The following is a 19072-nucleotide window of genomic DNA, read 5'->3' on the forward strand; positions in this document are numbered from 1 at the left end:
CAGACTTTGCCGTCGGTTGGCCGTAACGTTCGACAAGCGACGAATGGCGGGGAAAGCACCCAGGCAGACGCGTACGACGCCGCAACGTTGCAACCATGCCTCAATAATAAGTCACTGATAATACAAACCGACCCATTCGAAACGATTGTGTGTGCCGGGCCGGTCCACGTCTTCGATGTCAACCTCGATCATTCCGGATCGACGCCATAGGCTGCCGGCGCGGGTGTCGCTTTTTTAAATGCCACGATCACTGCGATGCCGATCAGGCTGGTGGCGAACGCCAGCAGCAGGATCACCTGTTGCGTGCCGATCGGCGCGGCCAGCACTGCGACCAACAGGCCTGCCAGCGGTTGGGACAAGTTGTTGAGCAGCGTAATGACGCCAACGGTCTTGCCAAAATCCTGGGGCGGAATGACTTGTTGGCGGATGCTGCGCATGTACACGTTGAACATCTTGTCGAAGCCGACAACCAGCAGGAAACCGATCACATAACCCCAGGCATGGGGGCTGAACGCGGTGATGAATGCACCGGCGGCAATCAACGTGTAGGACAGGGCACCCAGCAATTTCAAGGGCAGCGTGACCCGCGCCAGGAAGAACAGGATGACGATGGTGGTCACGGCACCGGCCGCCTGCACCCCGGCGTAATAGTCCTTGCCGGCGCTGTATTGACCGATGACCATGGCCGCCGAAGTGGCGAGTGTGACACCGATGATCAAGTTGACGCCCACCGCCAGGCTGATGACCTTCTTCAGTTCCGCCAGGTTGCGGATATGGCCGAAAGCGATGCGCAACGGGTTGAGCCAGAGGTCGTGATGCTGCTCGAACGTTTCCAGGGTGACCGAACTGGTGCGCTGCCAGTACAGCATCGCCAGGTCCGCCAGCAGGAACAGCCCGGCAATCGCCAGCACCACCCAGTGCCACGCCCACACCTCAAGCATCAGCGCGGCGAGCAACGGGCCCAGCACCAGGCCGGTCTGGTCGGCGATTTGCGAGTACGACAGGGTCTTGGTGTAGGTGTAGTGCTTGAATATGTAAGGCATCACCACTTCGCGGGCCATGATGCCCTGGGTGGTCAGTACGCCACACAACGCCGAGAGGGCCACGATCCAGTAGATGCCGCCAAAGATCGCGTACAGGACCACTGCCGCGACACACGCCGCGGCGCGATAGACCTGGCTGATGTGCAGGATGCGGATGGGCGAGAACTTGTCGCACAGGGCGCCGCAAATCGGGAACGACAAGTAGCGCGGCAGGGACTCGACGAAGAAGGCCAGGCCCGCCCAGGAAACGCTATTGGTGGTCTGGAACACAATCAGCGGGACGATGAACAACAGTATCTGGTCGGCCAGCCGGGAGAGGAACATTGAGGTGAAAAAAGCCAGGTAATCCTTGCGCATGGTGTTCTCGTGTCGAGGAGCGGGGGAGCCGGTTGAAGCTCAATAGGCAGAGCCGGACGCGTCATTCAGGTTGTGTCGCTCGTCGCCCTTGAGGGGGGGATTGAAGACGCTGACCAGGATCAGGTCCTGGTCTTTCCCGCCGCGCAGGTAATGACGGTCATGCTGGTCGAGTACGTAGATATCGCCGGGGCGAATCGGGTACACGTTGCCCTCCATGTCTTCGACTTCACCCTCACCGGCAATGCAGTAGCAGGCTTCGAGGTGGTTGCGATAGTGCAGCAATGACTCTGTGCCGGCGCGCACTACGGTATGGCACACGGTGTAGCCCATCCCGTCTTTTTCGGTCAGCAACCGATGGCTGGTGCCGGCTCCCCACTCGACGAAGTGGGCGGTTTTTTCGATGTCGGATTTGTTGCGAACAAACATACCTGTCTCCTGGGTGATATTACGGCGTGATCAGTGTCGGGCAGGCCGGCGCATCGACGACAAAGTCGGCGTAGCCCAGCATGGCGCTGTCCCAATGGACATCGCGGTGCGCCACCATGGCCTGCAGGTCGCGCCAATGACGATGCAGCGAGTTGTCACGGGTCATGGACGAGGCGCCCGCATGTTCCACCAGGCGCTGGATGGCTTGAAGGCAAAGCCGCGCCACGTAGCTGCGATCGCGCTTGAGCCGTAGCAGTTCGTCCATGGACAACGGCCGTCGCGCCAGGCCGGACTCATGCAGCATGGACACCAGCGTGGTGTACAAGGCCGTTGCGGCCGACAATTGCGCGGCGCTGTGGGCCAGCCGTTCCCTGGCCGGGGCCGAGGACGGGGTTTTTTGCTGTCTCAGTGATTCGAGATGGCTGGCATAAGCCCCTTCGGCACAGCCCAGCACGGGCCCGAGAAGGGACGTGGTGATAAAAGGCACGATCGGCACGCTGTACAGGTAGTCGCCGGCTAATTCGCTCATGCGATGGGCGAAGATCTCCTCAAGGTGGAACACCTGTTCGGCGGGCACCAGGACGTCCCGCAACAACACATCGTGCGAGCCCGTGGCCGCCATGCCGCAGGTGTCCCACGTGTCCAGTATCTCCACATCGCGGGTCGACACCACCACCAGCATCCGCTCCGGACCGGGTGTGCCGTCGTGATCGGTCACGGGGGCGTTGAGCAACAGCCAGGTGGCGTGCCCGATCCCCGAGCTGAAGCGCCAGGTGCCGTTGACCCGAATACCGTCCGCGTCCGCCGACAACCGGCTGTGAGGGCCGACGGATGCGGAGGCGAATAGCTGCGGCCGACCATTCTCGAACAAGCGGTGCTGGCATGCCTGGCTCAGGCGACCTGCAATGGCGGCATGTCCACCCACCAGGCTGATCATCCAGGCTGTCGAGGCGCAGGCGCGGGCAGCCAGCCGCGAAGCTTCCATCAGCATGGGCCAGCCGGGCGCGTCCAAGGGCTCACGGCGAGGGGAGACCAGTTCAAGCAAGCCATCGTCGAACAATTCGTCGAACGTCGCCTGGCTCAATGTTCGATTCCGCTCGGCCTCGGTCGCGCGTTGCTGCCAGTGCGCCAGGCGTTGTCGGACCCGCTCCACCGGCGTTGGCCGGCTCGCCTCGCCGAGGCGGTGCATGCTTTCGTCACGCATCGGCGCGCTCCTCTTCGCGCGGCAGCGGGGCGCGAGTCACATAGCCAATGGCCGAAGGCTCGAAGCAAAACCCTTCAGGCTGGTGGATCGGGCCCAGTACGTTGAGGAATTGCTCGAGTCGGGCCCCATCGTCCGTGGCAACGAACTCATAGAAATTCGTACTGTTCCACAGCAGGTAGACGTATTTGAAATGACTGGACAGCGCTTCGACGAGCTCGGGCATCAGCACTTGGCCGTTTTGCATCTGCTCCAGCATCTGCTGGCGTTTCCAGTCGATCTCTTCCTGGGTGAAATAACGCGTCTTGAAACCGTTGTCCTTCATCCGCTCGCGCTCCAGGTACTGCCCGACATCCTCGTGGTTGAGCTTTTCCAGAAAAAACACCAGGGCACCGGGTTTCAGCAAGGGCTTGATGTGATTGACCTGGGCTTTGCGGTCGCGGCTATAGAACTGGAAGGCCGCGGTTTCATAGACGTAATCGAACCCTTCTCGGAATCGCCCGTAAGGCGCTTCAGCGAACAGTCGGGGTTGCAGGGTCAGGAAGGACTGGGGATAGAACAGGGAACGCGTCGGGTCGGCGTACCGGTCGAAGTGAGCTTGGTTGGCTGTGTTGGGCGAGGTGGTGAAGGTGTTGATCAAGCCTTGGGAATGCGCAGCGAGTGCGCGCCCGTTGCTGCCATCAAACGCATCGATCTCGAAAAAACTGAAGGTTCGAGGCTCATCAGCCTGCCGGGCCTGGGAGAGCCGCGTGAGGGCGACGCCGATTCTCGCCATCTCTTCGAGAATGTACGGAACGCTCGCCAGAAAGTGCAGGAACAGCGGGCCGGCGTCCGCCACCAGTCGGTCGTGGTAGGCCACGACGTCGGCATCGGCCATGGCGTGCCGCAGATGGCTGGTCAACGACTGCGCCGGAACCTGGGTCGCACCGGTGGCCAAGCGATGGAAGTGATCGGCCAGATGCAGCATCGAGCTGTTTTTCAGGTCTTCGTCCGGGCTGAAAGGAATGGCCGGTGGGGTGGTGTCCATTTTTATCGCTCCTTGATATCAGATCAGTCCCTTGGCGGTGATCTTTCCCGAGTCGGTTTTTGGCAACGTGTCCATGAATACACACTGGGTCGGTACCATGTGCCAGTCCAGTAACGCCTGGCAGTGTTCCAGCAGCGCCTGCTCCGTTGTGTCCTGGCAATCGGCTTCCAACACGACGCAGGCCTTGGGGACGAACCCGGCGGACTCGTCGGCGACGGGGACCACCACGACCTGTGCGACCGAAGGGTGGGACGCCAGGCATTGTTCGATTTCCCGTGGGTTCACTTTCCACAGATTGCGCGCGAACAGGTCGTCTTTCCGGCAGACGTAATACAGATAACCGTGCGCATCCCTCCGGAAGAAGTCGCCGGTACGGTAATACCTGTCCCGGCCGAAACAGTTGTATTTGAATGCCCTGGCTGTCTCTTCAGGCATCTTCCAATATTCCAGCATCAAATAATCGCTGCTCACCAGAAGTTCGCCGACCACATCCGGTTCTGTAATCGGCTCGTCATGTTCGTTGACGATCACGGCCTGCACGCCTTTAAGCGGCTTGCCTACCGAGCCAGGGTACTGTGCAATATCGGCTGGTGGCAGATAACTGACTCGCTTGCATTCGGTAAGACCGTAGTTGGAAAAGATATCGACGTTGGGAAGTGCCTGTCTTATTTGTTGAATGTGCCGTGGATAAAGCGGTTGGCCACTGCTGGATATATAACGAAGCGAGGGTAATTGCCGTTGCCAATGCTTGCCCATGCTGGCCAGCAGGAAAAACACCGGTGGGAAGACATGCAGGCCGGTCACCTGTTCTCGCCTGATCACTTCGAGCACGTCGTCGGCACAGTTCGCGGGTTGGCTTTCGATCACGGCCGTGCCGCCAAAGAACAACGGCATCATGATGTTGTAGACGCCATAGTCGGAAGCCAGGGTCGAGTAACTGAGGATGACATCGCTGGCGGTATTGCCCAGGTAATCGATGACGCTGGTCGCGGCCGCGATCATGATGGGGTGGTTGACCACCACGCCCTTGGGGTTGAAGGTGGATCCGGAGGTGTAGAAGATCGAGGTCGGCAGGCGTTCGTCGATAGCGGGAAGCGGTTTTTCCAGGTCCTCCGGCGTCAGTGCTTCCAAGGCTTTTGCAAGGCTGGGGGCGTCTGCCGGGAGGTCCTGGGGCGCACCGAACACAAGGATCGTCTCCAGATTCGCCGCCGAGGCCAGCACCCCTGGATCCTCGTAGCGATCGGTGAGCAATACCCGGGCATCGGTGTGCTCCAGTTGATAGAGCAGTTTGCTGCGGCTGTAGGTGGGGTGTGTCGCGGCAGTGATTGCGCCGATTTTCAATACGCCCAGAAAAGCCGCGATCAAGTCTGCGCTGATCCGCGAGTACAGGGCCACACGGTCGCCACGCTTGACGCCGCACTTGATCAGCAAAGCGGCGATCGATGTGGCGCGCTTTTCCAGGGTGTCATACCGAGTGTGGACACCATCGATGACCAGTGCTGATTTACCAGGCGTAAGACGGGCATTGTTTTCGAAGAAATGATGAAAAAGAGGCATCAGCGATCCCTTTGCATTAACTGCCTGTCGTTTCAATTGAATCGAAGATTCACCAGGACGGCGATACTTATCGGCGAGAAGAAATACACGCCAGTGCAGGGTCGAGAAGAGTATTCAGAGGCGATAGGCAGTGGGGCGCCGAGAGGCGGCATAAGCGTGATCTCCTTGTTGTTTTTATTGCCATCCATGATGAAGCTGTAGCTTGAAGTCGGCCTGATAGTTCCATTGAGAAGTTTGACTGTCAAGCTTGCCGGGCCGAGCTGGCGCAAGGTTTTTGTCACGGTGTTGTGACAATATTAGATGTCCGCAGAAAGTGTGGGAAATTGCCTAAATATCAGTCTTTGACCTAAGTAAGAATATTCTTGAAGCCCAGTAGGCCCGAGTATTTATAAACTGAATGTAGCCTCGTTTGCGTGGGCCTTGTATCCGCGGTTACGGCGGCACGAACCGATGACCGTGCTGATCGTCTACATTGACAGGGGGATATCCCCTTTCTTGAGAGCATTACCATGTTCAGATCACGCTCGTTGATTGCAGCTTTAACTTGCCTTGCCCTGGTGGCGGCTTCCGAGGTTGTCGTGGCGGACCCGGGTAACGGCAAGGGCAACGCCCAATTCGATCAAGGCCAGGGCCACGGGCAAGGAGGTAAAGGTGGGCAGGGCAACAAGGGCGGGCAGGGGAATTCCGGCAACAAAGGCAATCAGGGTGGCAAGGGCGACCCGGGTGGCGATTGGCATAACGGTCCCAGCATTGACCGCGGCGGTGTACTCAGCCTGATCGGCGGTCATCGCGATTATTGGAGCCCCGGCCCGCCCTTGCCGCCGGGCATCCAGAAAAACCTGGCCCGAGGCAAGCCGTTGCCTCCTGGCATCGCCAAGAAGCTTGATGGCCGACTGCTGGGGCGTTTGCCGCACTATGACGGTTATGAATGGCAGCAGGTCGGCACGGACCTGATCCTGGTGGCGATCGCCAGCGGCATCATCTACGAAGTGCTCAATGGCGCGTTCGACTGACCCGGTGTTCCAACTGACTGGCACCTCTTTGCAGCGGTGCCAGTCAGTGAAGCGAACCTCCTGTGGGAGCGAGCTTGCTCGCGATGGCGTCGTGTCAGTCACTTCATCATTGGCTGAGTGGACGCTATCGCGAGCAAGCTCGCTCCCACAGTTGTCGCGGTGTTCACGCAATCGGCATTCACCACAAAGCCCTTGTGGGACAGGGGGTGTATCAACTTTCAAGTTGTCGCAGGCGCTTGTACAGGGTATTGCGGCTGACGCCCAACCGTCGCGCCAGGTGTGAAATGTTTCCGCCCACGGCCTGCAATTGGCGGTTCAGGTCTTCGGCATCGTTGAGATCCACCCTCAGCGGCTCCGGTGTTTCCACCGGCTCCATTTCCAAGTCGACAAAAAAGTCGTCGGGCAGGTGCTCCGGTCGGATTGGCTGTTCCTCGGCCATCGCCAGGGCCACTTGCAGCACGCTGCTGACCTGTCGCAGGTTGCCCGGCCAGGGATGGCGTTCGAACAGGTCCAGGACCTCACGGCTCAGGCCGGCCCATTGGGTCGGTTCGCGGTGGTGTTCCCAGAGGCGTTTGAACAGCGCCTGCTTGTCGCTGCGTTCGCGCAGGGGCGGCAGTTCCAGGGTCAGGCCGCCGATGCGGTAGTACAAGTCTTCGCGAAACCGGCCCAGTTGCACCTGTTCGCGCAGCGAGCGGTTGGTAGCGGAGATGATACGGATGTCTACCGGGAACAGCTCGGCGCTGCCCACCGGTTGTACGCAACGCTCCTGCAAGACCCGCAACAGTCGGGCCTGGGTCGGCAGGGGCATGTCGCCGATTTCGTCGAGGAACAGCGTTCCGCGGTCAGCCTTGCGGATCAGGCCGATGCTGCCTTTCTGGTTGGCGCCGGTGAAGGCGCCTTTTTCGTAACCGAACAATTCAGATTCCACCAGCTCGGCGGGGATCGCCGCGCAGTTGACGGCTATGAACGGCTGTTTGCAGCGCGAGCTGGCCTGGTGCAGGGCTTTGACGAACACTTCCTTGCCGACGCCGGTCTCGCCATGGATCAGCAGCGGAATGTCCTTCTCCAGCAAGCGCTCGGCCTGGCGCACGGCTTTTTCCACACGGCTGTCACCGAAGTGCAGGGTATTGAGGCTGATGACGTTGCTGGCGGGGGCTGGCGCAGGCGTCGCTTCGGTGAAGACCCGTGCCCTGATCGACACCTGGCTCGGGCGCCTGAGCAAGCACTGGAATCGATTGCTGCCAGACGCTTGCAGGGCGAACGGCAGGCCGTCGGGTTGGTTCAGCAGTTCCAGCAGCGAAACCTTGAACAGGCTTTCAATGCTCACCCGTGACAGGCTCAGGCCCAGCAGGTTGTCGGCCCGGCGGTTGGCGGAAAGCACCTGGCCGCTCTCATCGAAGATCAGCAGCCCGGCCCATTGGCTGTCGAGGTTGTTCAAGCCGGTGTTGAAGGTCAGCTGGAAGTGTTCACCGCGAAACAGGTTGAGGATCAGCCGGTTCTCCACGGTCTGGCTCATCATCTTGACCATGCCCAGGGTGTGGGATGGCGGCAGGTAGCTGTCGCTGGAGACGTCCAACACGGCGATGACCTTGCGCTCGGCGTCGAAGATCGGCGCGGCGGAGCCGGTCATGAAGCGGTTGGCCTTGAGGAAGTGTTCATCGTGCTCGATGTGCACTGCCTGTTCGCAGGCCAACGCGGTGCCGATGGCGTTGGTGCCGGTGCAACGCTCCATCCAGCTCGCCCCGGCGCTGAAGCCATGGGCCAGTTTCGGCTCGATGAAGCGCTGGGTGCCCCAGGAGGTCAACACCTGGCCCTGGTTGTCGGCCAGCATGATCAGGCAATTGGAGTTGCTCAGGATGTTCTCGTAATACGGCAAGACTTCCTGATGGGTGGTCTGCACCAGCGAATGCTGGCTCTCCAGCAACTGGGCGATGCCTTGGGCGGGCAACTGATCGAAGGCCGGCGCGCTCTGGTGATTCAGGCCAAAGGCGCGGCAACGGGACCAGGAGGCCTGGATGATGGCCTCGTGGGACAAGGCTGGTGCAGGTGCGGCCATGGGGCACTCTCGCAGGTGCTGTTTTTATTGTTGTGGCAAGTCTCGCACAGACTCCTTGTGCTGGGGCAAGCCTGAATAGCACGTAATACACAGACCATGTGGGAGCGGGCTTGCTCGCGAAAGCGCCGTGACAGCCGACATTTGTACTGACTGACACACCGCCTTCGCGAGCAAGCCCGCTCCCACAGGGATCGAATTCAGGCTAACCGAAAACGTTCATTCAGTGTTGTTCAAAATTGTTCATTGTCAACCCGTGAATTGTTCAGTTGTTCAGTTGTGGCTGTTCACTTGTGTTCATCTGCGAACGTGTTGTTCTCGGCTTTTTTTAAAAAAAATAAGCCAGGTCAATGGCTTGTGATTTCTGGCACGGCTTTCGCTTTGCAACTCGGGTCGCTTGACTCCAAATAATAAAAAGGCCGAGCCATGTCATTAAAGCTTGAGCACATCTGTCGCACCGTCGAAGGCCAGACCTGGATCGACGATGCCAATCTGAGTTTCGAACCCGGATCCTTCAACGTCCTGTTGGGCCGCACGCTGTCCGGCAAGACCAGCCTCATGCGCCTGATGGCCGGTCTGGACAAGCCCGACAGTGGCCGCATTCTGATGAACGGCGTCGACGTCACTAACCGCCCGGTGCGGCTGCGCAACGTGTCGATGGTTTACCAGCAGTTCATCAACTACCCGACCATGACCGTTTTCGAAAACATCGCCTCGCCGTTGCGCCAGGCCGGTGTGTCCGACGAAGTCATCCAGAGCAAGGTGCTGGAAACCGCCAGGATGCTGCGGATCGAGAAATTCCTCAAACGTCATCCATTGGAGTTGTCCGGCGGCCAGCAGCAGCGCACGGCCATGGCCCGGGCGCTGGTCAAGGACGCCGAACTGATCCTGTTCGACGAGCCCTTGGTGAACCTGGACTACAAGCTGCGTGAAGAGCTGCGCCAGGAAATGCGCGAGCTGTTCCAGGCCCGCCACACCATCGCTGTCTACGCCACCACCGAGCCTAACGAAGCGCTGGCCCTGGGCGGCACCACCACGATCCTGCATGAGGGCCGGGTGATTCAGAGTGGCAAGTCGTCTTCTGTCTATCACCAGCCACAAACCGTGCTGGCCGCCGAGTTGTTTTCCGAACCGCCGATCAACCTCATGCCGGGTCGTATCGCCGGCAATGAAGTCAGCTTCGCCAATTTCGTGCACTTCCCGCTGAACGTCGACCTGCGCCCGGTGGGCGAGGGCGAGTTCCGTTTCGGCGTGCGCCCCAGCCATATTTCCCTGGTGCCGAGCAACGACGACGACCTCGAACTGGCGGTGACCGTCGAAGTGGCCGAGATCAGCGGCTCGGAGACGTTCCTGCACGTGCGCAACGAACATTTCCTGCTGGTGCTGCACTTGCCAGGGGTACATGAGTACGACGTGGATGCGCCGATTCGCATCTACATTCCGACCCATAAACTGTTTGTCTTCGACGCCCAGGGCAAGCTGGTCCAAGCCCCAGGGCAGCGTATCGCGAGGGTTGCCTGATGGCTGAAATTCGTTTGCAGAACCTCGCCCACAGCTACACCAGCACCCCGGCGGGCCCCGAGGATTACGCGATCCGCGAGATGAACCACATCTGGGAGCAGGGCGGCGCCTATGCGCTGCTCGGACCTTCGGGCTGCGGCAAGTCCACCTTGCTCAACATCATTTCCGGCTTGCTCAGCCCTTCCGAAGGGCAGGTGATGTTCGACAGCAAAGTCGTCAACGACCTGACCCCGGAACACCGCAACATCGCCCAGGTGTTCCAGTTCCCGGTGGTGTACGACACCATGACGGTGTTCGACAACCTGGCGTTTCCGCTGCGCAACCAGGGCATGGCCGAAGCGCGGATCCACACCAAGGTGCAGGAAATCGCCGAGGTCCTGGACCTGCAGAACCTGCTGGACAAAAAGGCCCGCAACCTCACCGCCGATGAGAAGCAGAAAGTCTCCATGGGCCGCGGGCTGGTGCGCGACGATGTGTCGGCGATCCTGTTCGACGAGCCACTGACGGTGATCGACCCGCACCTGAAATGGAAACTGCGGCGCAAGCTCAAGCAGATCCATGAGCAGTTCAACATCACCATGGTCTACGTCACCCACGACCAGTTGGAAGCTTCGACGTTCGCCGACAAGATCGCGGTGATGTACGGCGGCCAGATCGTGCAGTTCGGCACGCCCCGGGACTTGTTCGAGCGTCCGAGCCACACCTTTGTCGGCTACTTCATCGGCAGCCCGGGGATGAACCTGATCGAGGTCACGGCGCAGCCCGGCGGTGTCGGTTTCGCCTCGACCCACTTGCCGCTGTCGGAAACCTTGCAACGTCGTGTCGCCGAAGCCAAAGGCAAAAGCCTGAAGGTCGGTATCCGACCCGAGTTCGTGCATGTCTGGGAGGGCCCCTACGACGACGCGATGCGGGCTGATGTGGTGCACGTCGAAGACCTGGGCACCTACAAGATCCTGACCCTCAACCTCGATGGCGCACCGCTGAAGGTCCGCCTGGCCGAAGACAAGCCGGTGCCGGAAGGCACGGCGTACATCAGTTTTCCGGTCCAATGGCTGATGGTCTATGCCGATGAATACCTGCTGGAACCGTTGAGCGAGGTGCAGCCATGAACAAGGTGCAGAACAACAAGGCCTGGTGGCTGGTATTGCCGGTGTTCCTGCTGGTGGCCTTCAGCGCCGTGATTCCGATGATGACCGTGGTCAACTATTCGGTGCAGGACATCTTCGACCAATCCAGCCGCTACTTCGTCGGTGCCGACTGGTACAAGCAGGTGCTGCTCGACCCGCGGCTGCATGACTCGCTGTTGCGCCAGTTCATCTACTCGGCGTGCGTGCTGTTGATTGAAATTCCCCTCGGCATCGCCATCGCCCTGACCATGCCGACCAAGGGCAAATGGTCGTCCCTGGTGCTGATCATCCTGGCGATTCCGCTGCTGATCCCGTGGAACGTGGTGGGCACCATCTGGCAGATTTTCGGCCGCGCCGACATCGGTTTGCTGGGCTCGACCCTCAACGGCCTGGGCATCAACTACAACTACGCGGCCAACACCATGGACGCCTGGGTCACCGTTTTGGTGATGGATGTCTGGCACTGGACTTCGTTGGTGGCGCTGCTGTGTTATTCGGGGCTGCGAGCGATTCCCGACGTGTACTACCAAGCCGCGCGGATCGACCGGGCGTCGAACTGGGCCGTGTTCCGTCACATCCAGTTGCCGAAGATGAAGAGCGTGCTGCTGATCGCCGTGATGCTGCGTTTCATGGACAGCTTCATGATCTACACCGAGCCGTTCGTACTCACCGGCGGCGGGCCGGGCAACGCCACCACGTTCCTCAGCCAGACCCTGACGCAGATGGCCATCGGCCAATTTGACCTGGGCCCGGCGGCGGCGTTTTCCCTGGTGTATTTCCTGATCATTCTGTTGGTGTCCTGGCTGTTCTATACCGCCATGACGCACTCCGACGCCAACCGTTGAGGCCCGCACGATGAGCAAGAAAAAGCTGATTCCGCTGTTGATCTACATCCTGTTCCTGCTGGTGCCCATCTACTGGCTGCTGAACATGTCGTTCAAGAGCAACACCGAGATCCTCGGCAGCCTGACCCTGTGGCCGCAGGATTTCACCTTCCACAACTACAAGGTGATCTTCACCGACCCGAGCTGGTACACCGGTTACTTGAACTCGCTGTACTACGTGAGCCTGAACACGGTGATTTCCTTGGGCGTGGCGTTGCCGGCGGCCTATGCGTTTTCCCGCTATCGGTTCCTGGGGGACAAGCATCTGTTTTTCTGGCTGTTGACCAACCGCATGGCGCCACCGGCGGTGTTCCTGTTGCCGTTCTTCCAGCTGTATTCGTCCATCGGGTTGTTCGACACCCATATCGCCGTGGCCCTGGCCCATTGCTTGTTCAACGTGCCGTTGGCGGTGTGGATCCTCGAAGGCTTCATGTCCGGGGTGCCGAAAGAAATTGACGAGACCGCCTACATTGACGGCTACAGTTTCCCCAAGTTCTTCGTCAAGATCTTCATTCCGTTGATTGGCTCCGGCATCGGTGTCACGGCATTTTTCTGCTTCATGTTTTCCTGGGTCGAACTGTTGCTGGCGCGCACGCTCACCTCGGTGAATGCCAAGCCGATCGCGGCGGTCATGACCCGTACGGTATCGGCGTCCGGTATCGACTGGGGGGTGCTGGCGGCGGCGGGGGTGTTGACCATCCTGCCGGGCATGCTGGTGATCTGGTTCGTTCGTAACCACGTGGCCAAGGGCTTTGCCCTGGGCCGGGTCTGAGGAATCGATGATGGAATGGATGAACTGGACCGGCCCGACGGCGGCTTTTTTTGGGGTCATCGCCTTGCTGCTGGCAGGTATGACCACGTGGGAACTGCGTTCGCCGAGCATTCCTCGGCGTGGTTTCCTGCCGATTGCCACCACCCGTGGCGATCGGTTGTTTATCGGTCTTCTCGGTAGCGCCTACCTGCATCTGCTGGTGATCGGCGCCACCGACTGGAGCATCTGGATAGCGTTCGCGTTGTCTTGGGTGTGGCTGTTGGCAGTGATGCGGTGGGGCTAATCGCGACAATTCGACGATCAGGCTCTTAAACCCAAACAGGAGGTCTCTATGTTCAATAAAAACAATAAGCTGCGACATAGCGTTTCATTGGCAGCCATGCTGGCACTCAGTGGGCTGAGCGCTACGGCCTGGGCCGACGCCTATGAAGACGCCGCTAAAAAATGGATCGGCAGTGAATTCAAGCCGTCGACCCTGACAGCCGAGCAGCAGCTCGAAGAACTCAAATGGTTCATCAAGGCCGCCCAGCCGTTTCGCGGGATGAAAATCAACGTGGTGTCGGAAACCATCGCCACCCACGAATATGAATCCAAGGTGTTGGCCAAGGCCTTCATCGAAATCACCGGGATCCAGCTGACCCACGACCTGCTCCAGGAAGGCGACGTGGTGGAGAAGCTGCAGACCCAGATGCAATCGGACAAGAATATCTATGACGGCTGGGTCAACGACTCGGACTTGATCGGTACGCACTTCCGCTATGGCAAGACCGAATCGATCACCGACCTGATGGCCAACGAAGGCAAGGATTTCACCTCGCCAACCCTGGACCTCAAGGACTTCATCGGTATTTCTTTCACCACCGCGCCGGACGGCAAGGTCTATCAACTGCCCGACCAGCAATTCGCCAACCTGTACTGGTTCCGCGCCGACTGGTTCGAGCGTGCGGACCTGAAGGCCAAGTTCAAGGAGAAATACGGCTACGAGTTGGGCGTGCCGGTGAACTGGTCGGCCTATGAAGACATCGCCAAGTTCTTCTCCGAAGACGTCAAGGAGATCGATGGCAAGCGCGTCTACGGGCACATGGACTACGGCAAGAAAGATCCGTCCCTGGGCTGGCGCTTCACCGATGCCTGGTTCTCCATGGCCGGTGGCGGTGACAAGGGCCTGCCCAATGGCCTGCCGGTGGACGAGTGGGGCATTCGCGTCGAGGACTGCCATCCGGTCGGTTCCAGCGTGACCCGTGGCGGCGACACCAACGGTCCCGCGGCCGTGTTCGCCACCACCAAATACGTGGAATGGATGAAGAAATACGCGCCACCGGAAGCGGCGGGCATGACCTTCTCCGAGTCCGGCCCGGTGCCGTCCCAAGGCAACATCGCCCAGCAGATCTTCTGGTACACCGCTTTCACGGCCGACATGACCAAGCCGGGCCTGCCGGTGATGAACGCCGACGGCACGCCGAAATGGCGCATGGCACCTTCGCCACGCGGCCCGTATTGGGAAGAAGGCATGAAGCTTGGGTATCAGGATGTGGGTTCCTGGACGTTCATGAAGTCCACGCCTGAGAAGCAGAAACTCGCGGCCTGGCTCTATGCGCAGTTCGTGACGTCCAAGACCGTGTCGCTGAAGAAGACCATCGTTGGCCTGACGCCGATTCGTGAGTCGGACATCAACTCCCAGGCGCTGACCGACCTGGCACCGAAACTCGGTGGTCTGGTGGAGTTCTACCGCAGCCCGGCCCGCGTGCAATGGACCCCGACCGGGACCAACGTGCCGGACTACCCACGCCTGGCGCAATTGTGGTGGAGCCACATCGCCGAAGCTGCCAGCGGCGAGAAAACGCCGCAGCAGGCCCTCGACGGGTTGGCCAAGGATCAGGATGCGATCATGACCCGCCTGGAACGCTCCAAGGCCCAAGCCACCTGCGCACCTAAGATGAACCCTGAGCGCGATGCGCAATACTGGTTCGACCAACCGGGCGCACCGAAGCCGAAACTGGCGAACGAGAAGCCTAAGGGCGAAACCGTGAGCTACACCGAGCTGTTGAAATCATGGGAGGCGGCACGCAAGTAAAGCCCCGGATGTGAAAACGAACGGCACCGAAAGGTGCCGTTTTTTTTGGCCTGGGCTCACCGCAGCAGGCAGACCCGCCGCCATCGCGAGCAAGCTCGCTCCCACAGGGGTTGGTGGTGACCCCGGATATTGCGTACACCCAAAATCCATTGTGGGCGCTGCTCCCACAGGATTTGGCGATGTCCATGAATGCTGCATACACCACAGTTTCCCCTGTGGGAGCGAGCTTGCTCGCGAAGAGGCCGGCAGGCCATCCACATAAACCGACAGGCAAAAAAAACCGGCGCAACCGAGGTCGCGCCGGTGGTGGTGCCAGTGGCTGCACGGATATTCGTGGGTCCGTGCCGCCACCGTTGAACCCGTGTCGGTTATGCCCGTTCCAGCGCCAGGGCCACGCCTTGGCCGCCGCCGATGCACAGGGTCGCGAGGCCTTTCTTGGCGTCGCGCTTGATCATTTCATGCAGCAGCGACACCAGGACCCGGCAACCCGACGCGCCGATGGGGTGGCCCAGGGCGATGGCGCCGCCATTGACGTTGACCTTGTCCATGTCCCATTTCAGTTCCCGGGCCACCGCCAGCGACTGGGCGGCGAAGGCTTCGTTGGCTTCGATCAGGTCCAACTCCTCCAGCGACCAGCCGGCCTTGTCCAGGCAGCGACGGGTGGCCGAGACCGGGCCGATGCCCATGATCGCCGGGTCGACACCGGCATTGGCGTAGGCAGTGATTTTCGCCAGCACCGGCAGGCCCAGGGCCTTGGCTTTTTCCGCGCTCATCAGGATCACGGCGGCGGCGCCATCGTTGAGCGAGGACGCATTGCCCGCGGTGACGCTGCCGTCCTTCTTGAAGGCAGGCTTGAGCTTGCCCAGGGATTCGGCGGTGGTACCGGCGCGCGGTTGTTCATCCGTGGCGAACGCCACGGGATCGCCTTTGCGCTGGGGAATCAGGATCGGCGTGATCTCATCGGCAAACCGACCTCCCTCAATGGCGGCGACGGCCTTCTGCTGGGAAGCGGCAGCGAAGGCGTCCTGCTCCTCGCGGCTGATGCCGTACTTGTCCACCAGGTTCTCGGCGGTGATGCCCATGTGGTAATCGTTGAAGGCATCCCACAGGCCGTCGGTGATCATGCTGTCGATCATCTTCGCGTGGCCCATGCGCAGGCCGGTGCGGGCGGCCGGCAGGACGTAGGGCGCCAGGCTCATGTTTTCCATGCCGCCGGCGATGATGACCTCGGCGTCGCCACAGCGGATCGCCTGGGCGCCCAGGTGCAACGCCTTGAGGCCCGAACCGCAGACCTTGTTCAAGGTCAGCGCTGGCACCGCATGGGGCAGGCCGGCGAGGATCGACGCCTGGCGCGCCGGGTTTTGCCCGGAACCTGCGGTCAGCACCTGGCCGAGAATCACTTCATCGACCTGTTCGCCGGACAAACCGGTCTGCTCCAGCAGGCGACGAATCACCGCGGCACCGAGTTCCGGCGCGGGAATGGCAGCCAGCGAACCCTGGAAGCTGCCGATGGCGGTACGGGTAGCGGCGACAATCACGACTTCTTGCATCGAATCTCTCCTCACTGGGCAGCGAACTGCATTTCAGGCACGTGGTCCGGCACGATCAACTTGCCGGCGGTCTTGGCGACGATTTCCTCGACGCTGACGCCTGGGGCACGCTCTTTCAGGATGAAGGCGCCGTCCTGGATTTCCAGGTAGGCCAGGTCGGTCAGCACACGCTTGATGCAACCGGCGCCGGTCAGCGGCAGGCTGCAGCGCGGCAGCAGTTTCGACTCACCGTCCTTGGACGCATGGGTCATGGTGACGATGATGTTCTCGGCGCCGGCCACCAGGTCCATCGCACCGCCCATGCCCTTGACCAGCTTGCCGGGGATCATCCACGAGGCAATGTTGCCTTGGACATCCACCTCGAATGCGCCGAGCACGGTCAGGTCGATGTGGCCGCCGCGGATCATGGCAAACGATTCGGCGGAAGAGAAGATCGACGCGCCGATGCGCGCAGTAACCGTCTGTTTGCCGGCGTTGATCATGTCGGCATCGACTTCGGCTTCGGTGGGAAACGCGCCCATGCCGAGCAGGCCGTTTTCCGACTGCAGCATGACTTCCATGCCTTCGGGAATGTAGTTGGCGACCAGGGTCGGGATACCGATGCCCAGGTTCACGTAGTAGCCGTCCTGCATTTCGCGGGCGACGCGTTGAGCCATTTGTTCGCGGGAAAGTGCCATGTTCTTATTCCTTCATTCAGGCCGGGGGCAGGGGATCATTTACGCACGGTGCGCTGTTCGATGCGTTTTTCGAACGTGCCGCAAATGACCCGGTCGACGTAGATGCCAGGGGTGTGGATCTGCGTCGGGTCCAGCTCGCCGGGTTCGACGATTTCTTCGACTTCCACCACGGTGATCTTGCCCGCCGTGGCGGCCAGCGGGTTGAAGTTCTGGGCGGTATGGCGATAGATCACATTGCCGAAATGGTCGGCCTTCCAGCCTTTGACGATGGCGAAATCGCCGGTGATGGACTCTTCCATCAGGTACTGGCGGCCATGGAATTCACGCACTTCCTTGCCTTCGGCCACGGGCGTGCCGACGCCCGTGGCGGTGAAGAACGCGGGGATGCCGGCACCGCCGGCGCGCATTTTTTCGGCGAGGGTGCCTTGGGGGGTGAGCACGACTTCGATTTCGCCGCTCAGCAATTGCTGCTCGAACAGGGCGTTCTCGCCCACGTAGGAGGCGATCACCTTGCGGATCTGCCGGTCTTCCAACAGCACGCCGAGGCCGAAACCGTCGACGCCGCAGTTGTTGGACACCACGGTGAGGTCGCGGATGCCCTTGCGCTTGATCTCGGCGATCAGGTTTTCCGGAATACCGCACAGGCCGAAGCCGCCGGCGATGACGGTCATGCCGTCCTTCAAGCCTTCCAGCGCTTGTTCATAAGAGCTCACGCGTTTGTCGAAACCTGCCATAGACACCTCTTTTATTCTTGATGGGGTCGCAATGAGATGCAGTGTTGCGCCAAGTCATATATTTGTTAAGTTGATTTTTAGATTGGATTGATTGATAAAACTCAACAATTGCCCTCGGAGCACAGCGACCATGACCCTCAAGCAAATCCGTGCCTTCCTCGCGGTGGCCCAGAGCCTGAGCTTCGCCGTGGCCTGCGAGCGGCTGCACCTGTCCCAATCGGCCTTGAGCCTGACCATCAAGGCCCTGGAAGAAGGCCTCGGCGGTCGTTTGTTCAGCCGTAATACCCGTAACGTGGCGTTGACCCCCGAAGGTGAATCCTTGCTGCCACTGGCTCGACGGCTGGTGGCCGACTGGGACAACGCCGAGGACGAGATGCGCCAGCGCTTCACCTTGCAGCGCGGTCGCGTGACGCTGGCGGCGATGCCTTCGTTTGCCGGCAACCTGTTGCCGCCGATCCTCAAGACCTTCCGCGCCCGCTATCCGAATGTCAACGTCACGGTCAACGATGTGATCAACGAACAGGTGCTGGAAATGGTCCGTGATCGTCATGTCGAACTGGGCGTGGCATTCGAGCCGACGCAGGGTTCGTCCCTGGCGTTCACGCCCTTGTACCTCGATCGTTTCGTCGCGGTGGTGCCGTTGGATTCGGCCTTTGCCCAGCGCGACGAAATCCACTGGGAAACCCTGCTGGAGCAGCCGTTCATCACGCTGCAACGACCCTCCACCGTACGGGTGATGCTGGAAGAGCATCTGCAAGCCCGGGGCATGAAACTGCCTGTGGAGTTCGAGAGCCACCAATTGGCGACCGTCGGACGGATGGTCGCCAGTGGGCTGGGGGTCAGTGCCGTGCCGGCGCTGTGCGTCGGGCAGATGCATGAGCTGGGTGCCCGCTGCATCACCTTGAGCGATCCGGTGATCGAGCGAGCCATCGGCGTGCTGACCAAGCCGGGGCATGAATTGTCGGCGGCGGCGCAGGCGTTGTTCGATACGCTCAGGGATCAGGAGTTGGGTATGCAGTTGGCCGCAGGTTGACCCCGGCCACTGTGGGAGCGGGC

The 19072-nt window shown here is 60.5% G+C and carries 17 protein-coding genes; 8 read left to right on the top strand and 9 right to left on the bottom strand.

The genetic code is table 11. The features are described 5' to 3' along the window. Positions 1-188: 188 nt before the first annotated feature. From BLO80_RS05890 to BLO80_RS05910, 5 genes are read right to left on the bottom strand one after another with little or no spacing between them, the layout of a single operon-like run. Positions 189-1400, bottom strand: a complete 1212-nt coding sequence (locus tag BLO80_RS05890; protein ID WP_092327231.1) for an MFS transporter — start codon at positions 1398-1400, stop codon at positions 189-191. 39 nt (positions 1401-1439) lie between these two features. Continuing rightward, positions 1440-1826 carry an ectoine synthase gene (locus tag BLO80_RS05895; RefSeq protein ID WP_092327232.1) on the bottom strand — a complete coding sequence of 129 codons (387 nt, stop codon included), beginning with the start codon at positions 1824-1826 and terminating at the stop codon, positions 1440-1442. A gap of 19 nt (positions 1827-1845) precedes the next feature. Next, complete coding sequence (locus BLO80_RS05900; protein WP_092327234.1) at positions 1846-3030, bottom strand: acyl-CoA dehydrogenase family protein; 1185 nt, start codon at positions 3028-3030, stop codon at positions 1846-1848. Beyond that, positions 3023-4054, bottom strand: coding sequence for a hypothetical protein (locus BLO80_RS05905; protein WP_092327235.1), 1032 nt, complete (start codon positions 4052-4054; stop codon positions 3023-3025). Before BLO80_RS05905 ends, BLO80_RS05900 begins: the two co-directional genes overlap by 8 nt. Before the next feature lie 18 nt (positions 4055-4072). Then, positions 4073-5611, bottom strand: a complete 1539-nt coding sequence (locus BLO80_RS05910; protein WP_092327237.1) for a class I adenylate-forming enzyme family protein — start codon at positions 5609-5611, stop codon at positions 4073-4075. A gap of 509 nt (positions 5612-6120) precedes the next feature. Here BLO80_RS05910 and BLO80_RS05915 point away from each other — a divergent pair. Further along, the gene (locus BLO80_RS05915) at positions 6121-6624 is read left to right on the top strand and encodes an anti-virulence regulator CigR family protein (RefSeq protein ID WP_092327238.1); all 504 of its coding nucleotides are present in this window, start codon (positions 6121-6123) and stop codon (positions 6622-6624) included. A 211-nt stretch (positions 6625-6835) separates the two neighbouring features. Here BLO80_RS05915 and BLO80_RS05920 read toward each other — a convergent pair whose 3' ends face one another. Further along, positions 6836-8680, bottom strand: a complete 1845-nt coding sequence (locus BLO80_RS05920; protein ID WP_092327240.1) for a sigma-54-dependent Fis family transcriptional regulator — start codon at positions 8678-8680, stop codon at positions 6836-6838. A gap of 423 nt (positions 8681-9103) precedes the next feature. Between BLO80_RS05920 and BLO80_RS05925 the strand changes: the two genes are divergently transcribed. From BLO80_RS05925 to BLO80_RS05950, 6 genes are read left to right on the top strand one after another with little or no spacing between them, the layout of a single operon-like run. Beyond that, entirely contained in the window at positions 9104-10198 is a 1095-nt protein-coding gene (locus BLO80_RS05925; protein WP_072406974.1) for an ABC transporter ATP-binding protein, read from the top strand. Next, positions 10198-11307, top strand: coding sequence for an ABC transporter ATP-binding protein (locus BLO80_RS05930; protein ID WP_092327241.1), 1110 nt, complete (start codon positions 10198-10200; stop codon positions 11305-11307). Before BLO80_RS05925 ends, BLO80_RS05930 begins: the two co-directional genes overlap by 1 nt. Continuing rightward, positions 11304-12170: a carbohydrate ABC transporter permease gene (locus BLO80_RS05935; protein ID WP_030142069.1), complete on the top strand. Its 867-nt coding sequence runs from the start codon at positions 11304-11306 to the stop codon at positions 12168-12170. Before BLO80_RS05930 ends, BLO80_RS05935 begins: the two co-directional genes overlap by 4 nt. A gap of 10 nt (positions 12171-12180) precedes the next feature. Beyond that, positions 12181-12981 (top strand): carbohydrate ABC transporter permease, encoded by an 801-nt coding sequence (locus tag BLO80_RS05940; protein ID WP_060741473.1) that lies wholly within the window; start codon positions 12181-12183, stop codon positions 12979-12981. Between the two features lie 10 nt (positions 12982-12991). Beyond that, the gene (locus tag BLO80_RS05945) at positions 12992-13264 is read left to right on the top strand and encodes a DUF2160 domain-containing protein (RefSeq protein ID WP_053123382.1); all 273 of its coding nucleotides are present in this window, start codon (positions 12992-12994) and stop codon (positions 13262-13264) included. Between the two features lie 48 nt (positions 13265-13312). Further along, on the top strand, positions 13313-15055 hold the full coding sequence (locus BLO80_RS05950; protein WP_092327243.1) for an ABC transporter substrate-binding protein: 1743 nt from the start codon (positions 13313-13315) through the stop codon (positions 15053-15055). A 368-nt stretch (positions 15056-15423) separates the two neighbouring features. On the opposite strand, the gene BLO80_RS05955 is transcribed toward BLO80_RS05950, so the two are convergent. The 3 genes from BLO80_RS05955 to BLO80_RS05965 are packed head-to-tail and all read right to left on the bottom strand — an operon-like array spanning position 15424 to position 18016. Next, a complete protein-coding gene (locus BLO80_RS05955; protein WP_092327244.1) occupies positions 15424-16605 on the bottom strand; it encodes an acetyl-CoA C-acetyltransferase in 1182 nt (393 codons plus the stop codon). Positions 16606-16616: 11 nt separating this feature from the next. Next, positions 16617-17282: a CoA transferase subunit B gene (locus BLO80_RS05960; RefSeq protein WP_092327245.1), complete on the bottom strand. Its 666-nt coding sequence runs from the start codon at positions 17280-17282 to the stop codon at positions 16617-16619. 35 nt (positions 17283-17317) lie between these two features. Next, on the bottom strand, positions 17318-18016 hold the full coding sequence (locus BLO80_RS05965) for a CoA transferase subunit A (RefSeq protein ID WP_060741476.1): 699 nt from the start codon (positions 18014-18016) through the stop codon (positions 17318-17320). A 130-nt stretch (positions 18017-18146) separates the two neighbouring features. Between BLO80_RS05965 and BLO80_RS05970 the strand changes: the two genes are divergently transcribed. After that, the gene (locus BLO80_RS05970; protein WP_092327247.1) at positions 18147-19049 is read left to right on the top strand and encodes a LysR family transcriptional regulator; all 903 of its coding nucleotides are present in this window, start codon (positions 18147-18149) and stop codon (positions 19047-19049) included. The last annotated feature ends 23 nt before the right edge of the window (positions 19050-19072 follow it).

Source organism: Pseudomonas sp. NFACC56-3 (assembly GCF_900100025.1).
Classification (GTDB): domain Bacteria; phylum Pseudomonadota; class Gammaproteobacteria; order Pseudomonadales; family Pseudomonadaceae; genus Aquipseudomonas; species Aquipseudomonas fluorescens_AA.